This is a genomic window from Bradyrhizobium sp., from assembly GCF_030654605.1.
Lineage (GTDB): Bacteria > Pseudomonadota > Alphaproteobacteria > Rhizobiales > Xanthobacteraceae > Bradyrhizobium.
The window spans coordinates 1-2,509 of sequence record NZ_JAURXB010000121.1 but is presented as its reverse complement, the minus strand read 5'-3'; the positions used below and the strand labels follow the sequence as shown (position 1 = coordinate 2,509).

The window sequence follows — 2,509 nt, the reverse complement described above, 5'->3', positions numbered from 1 at the left end:
CCTTAAACCACTGCGCAGGGAAAGCCGGATGCCTCCGCTTCACCTGTATGCACGTGTGCCGCCTACCTCTACCCCATTGCACACGAGACCGCGGGTGCAGCGCGCACCCGGCTTTCCCTGCGCCCTCTGAATCTCGAGGGTGAGGAATTGACAGCAAACCTCGGGCAAACCGCGCCGCGAGATCGCGAAGCCGCGTTGATTGTTTGAAAACCAAACTCACGTCGTCCCTGCGAACGCAGGGACCCATAACCCCGGTCATCTGACGCAATGACACAGTGGTTCAACAAGCCGCTAACACCCCGACAACCGCGATGGCACGGCGTATGGGTCCCTGCGTTCGCAGGGACGACGTTGAGAACTTGTGCCGGATGGGCGCTCATGAAATCCGGGGACCGCCTCCAGTCGAACGACGAGGTTTGAACGCGCTCCGTCCTCGGATAGGGTGCGCGCGATCAACAGGAGAATTGCATGAGCTTGTCCGGGACGTTTGCGCGAATCGTCGCACTGATCGGCGCCGCCGCGCTGCAGTGGCGCCGGTTGCAGGGTGCTGCGCCCGAGCCGGCCTGGGGCAGCGCGCCGGTCGTTCCCGCCGCAAAGCCACAGGGCGCACTCCCGACGCTGAAGATGCCGTCAGCCCGGGGTTGGAGCGCCGGGCAGATTCCGGTTGCGGCGCCTGGACTCAAGGTCAATGCGTTTGCCACCGGCCTGCAGCACCCGCGCTGGATCGAGGTTCTGCCCGATGGCGGTGTCCTCGTTGCCGAATCGAATCAGGTCCCCGGCCCCGTCAGGAACGTGTTCGGCTACGCGATGCAGGCGACGATGCGACGTGCCTCGGCCCTCGGCGTCAGCGCCAACCGTATCACGTTGTTTCGCGACGCCGATGGCGACGGCGTCGCCGAGCGGCGGAACGTTTTCATGGAAGGCCTGAACCAGCCGTTCGGCATGGCGCTGGTGGGCGACACGTTCTACGTCGGCAACACCGACGGCGTGGTGGCCTTCCCCTATGTGGCGGGCGCGGACCGCATCACCGCGCCGGGGAAGAAACTCGTCAGCTTCAAGCCCGGCGGGCACTGGACCCGCAGCCTGCTGCCGAGCCCAGATGGCCGGAAACTCTATGCCGGAGTCGGCTCGCTCACCAATATCGCCGACACCGGCTTCGAAGCGGAGCAAGGCCGCGCCGCGATCTACGAACTCGATCTGGCCGATGGCTCCAGCCGCATCTTTGCCGGCGGCCTGCGCAATGCGGTGGGCATGGCATGGGAGCCGCAGACCGGCGTGCTCTGGACCGTCGTCAACGAGCGCGACGGCCTCGGCGACGAGACGCCGCCCGATTATCTGACCTCGGTCCAGGACGGCGGTTTCTACGGCTGGCCTTATTGCTACTGGGGGCAGACGGTGGACGATCGGGTGCCGCAGGATCCGGCCGCGGTCGCAAGGGCCATCACGCCTGATTACGCGCTGGGCGGCCACACCGCCTCGCTGGGCCTGTGCTGGATGCCGGCCGGCACCCTGCCCGGCTTTCCGGACGGCATGGCGATCGGCCAGCACGGCTCGTGGAATCGCAGCACGCTGAGCGGCTACAAGGTCGTGTTCGTGCCGTTCGCGAACGGGCGCCCGTGCGGGCCGGCGCGGGATATCCTGTCGGGATTCCTCGCACCGGACGAGAAGGAGTCCTATGGACGGCCGGTCGGGGTGACGCTCGGCCCCGACGGTTCATTGCTGGTGGCGGACGACGTCGGCGATGTGATCTGGCGCGTGACGGGAGCGTAGCCGGGCTGCGCGACATTGCATCATCACCACGAACTGTCATCGCCCGCGAAAGCGGGCGACCCAGTATTCCAGAGACGGCGGAGGTCAGCCGAGAGGCCGCGGCGTACTGGGTCCCCGGTCAAGTGCCGGGGACGACAAGTTGTGCGGAGCGGCGCAGCCGCGCCCCCGCCTCACGCCTTATTCTTCACGTCCTTGATGCTGGAAAACACGATGCCCTCGGCGCGTTCCCGGGTGTAGCCGAGATAGAACTCGTTCTTGGCCAGAAACACCGGGTCGCCGTCGACGTCGTCGGCGACGCCGGAGTTGTTGGCGGCGACGAACGTCTCGAGCTTCTTGCGGTCATCGGACGAAATCCAGCGCGCCAGCTGAAATTCCGAGACCTCGAATTCGACCGGCAGCGAATATTCGGCGTCGAGCCGCGCCTTCAGCACGTCGAGCTGCAGCGGGCCGACCACGCCGACCAGCGCCGGGGCGCCGTCGCGCGGGCGGAACACCTGCACCACGCCCTCCTCCGACATCTGCTGCAGCGCTTCCTTCAGCTTCTTCGCCTTCATCGCATCGGTGAGACGGACGCGGCGGACGATTTCCGGCGCGAAGGACGGAACGCCGACGAAGATCAGGTCCTCGCCTTCGGTCAGGGTGTCGCCGATCCGCAGCGTGGCGTGAGTGGGAATGCCGACGACGTCGCCGGCATAGGCCTCGTCCGCCACCCAGCGGTCCGGCGCAAAGAAGAACTGCG

1 protein-coding gene and 1 pseudogene are annotated in these 2,509 nt (G+C 66.6%); one reads left to right on the top strand and one right to left on the bottom strand.

All coding sequences use genetic code 11. The features are described 5' to 3' along the window. Positions 1-468 precede the first annotated feature (468 nt). Positions 469-1,770: a sorbosone dehydrogenase family protein gene (locus Q7U29_RS12345; RefSeq protein WP_304741768.1), complete on the top strand. Its 1,302-nt coding sequence runs from the start codon at positions 469-471 to the stop codon at positions 1,768-1,770. 170 nt (positions 1,771-1,940) lie between these two features. Here Q7U29_RS12345 and prfC read toward each other — a convergent pair. Next, a pseudogene (prfC, locus tag Q7U29_RS12340) lies at positions 1,941-2,509 on the bottom strand (peptide chain release factor 3); the annotation flags it as partial.

Excerpts from the sequence above, each read along its gene's own strand:
- Q7U29_RS12345 (WP_304741768.1), top strand. The coding sequence starts at position 469 with ATGAGCTTGTCCGGGACGTTTGCGCGAATCGTCGCACTGATCGGCGCC.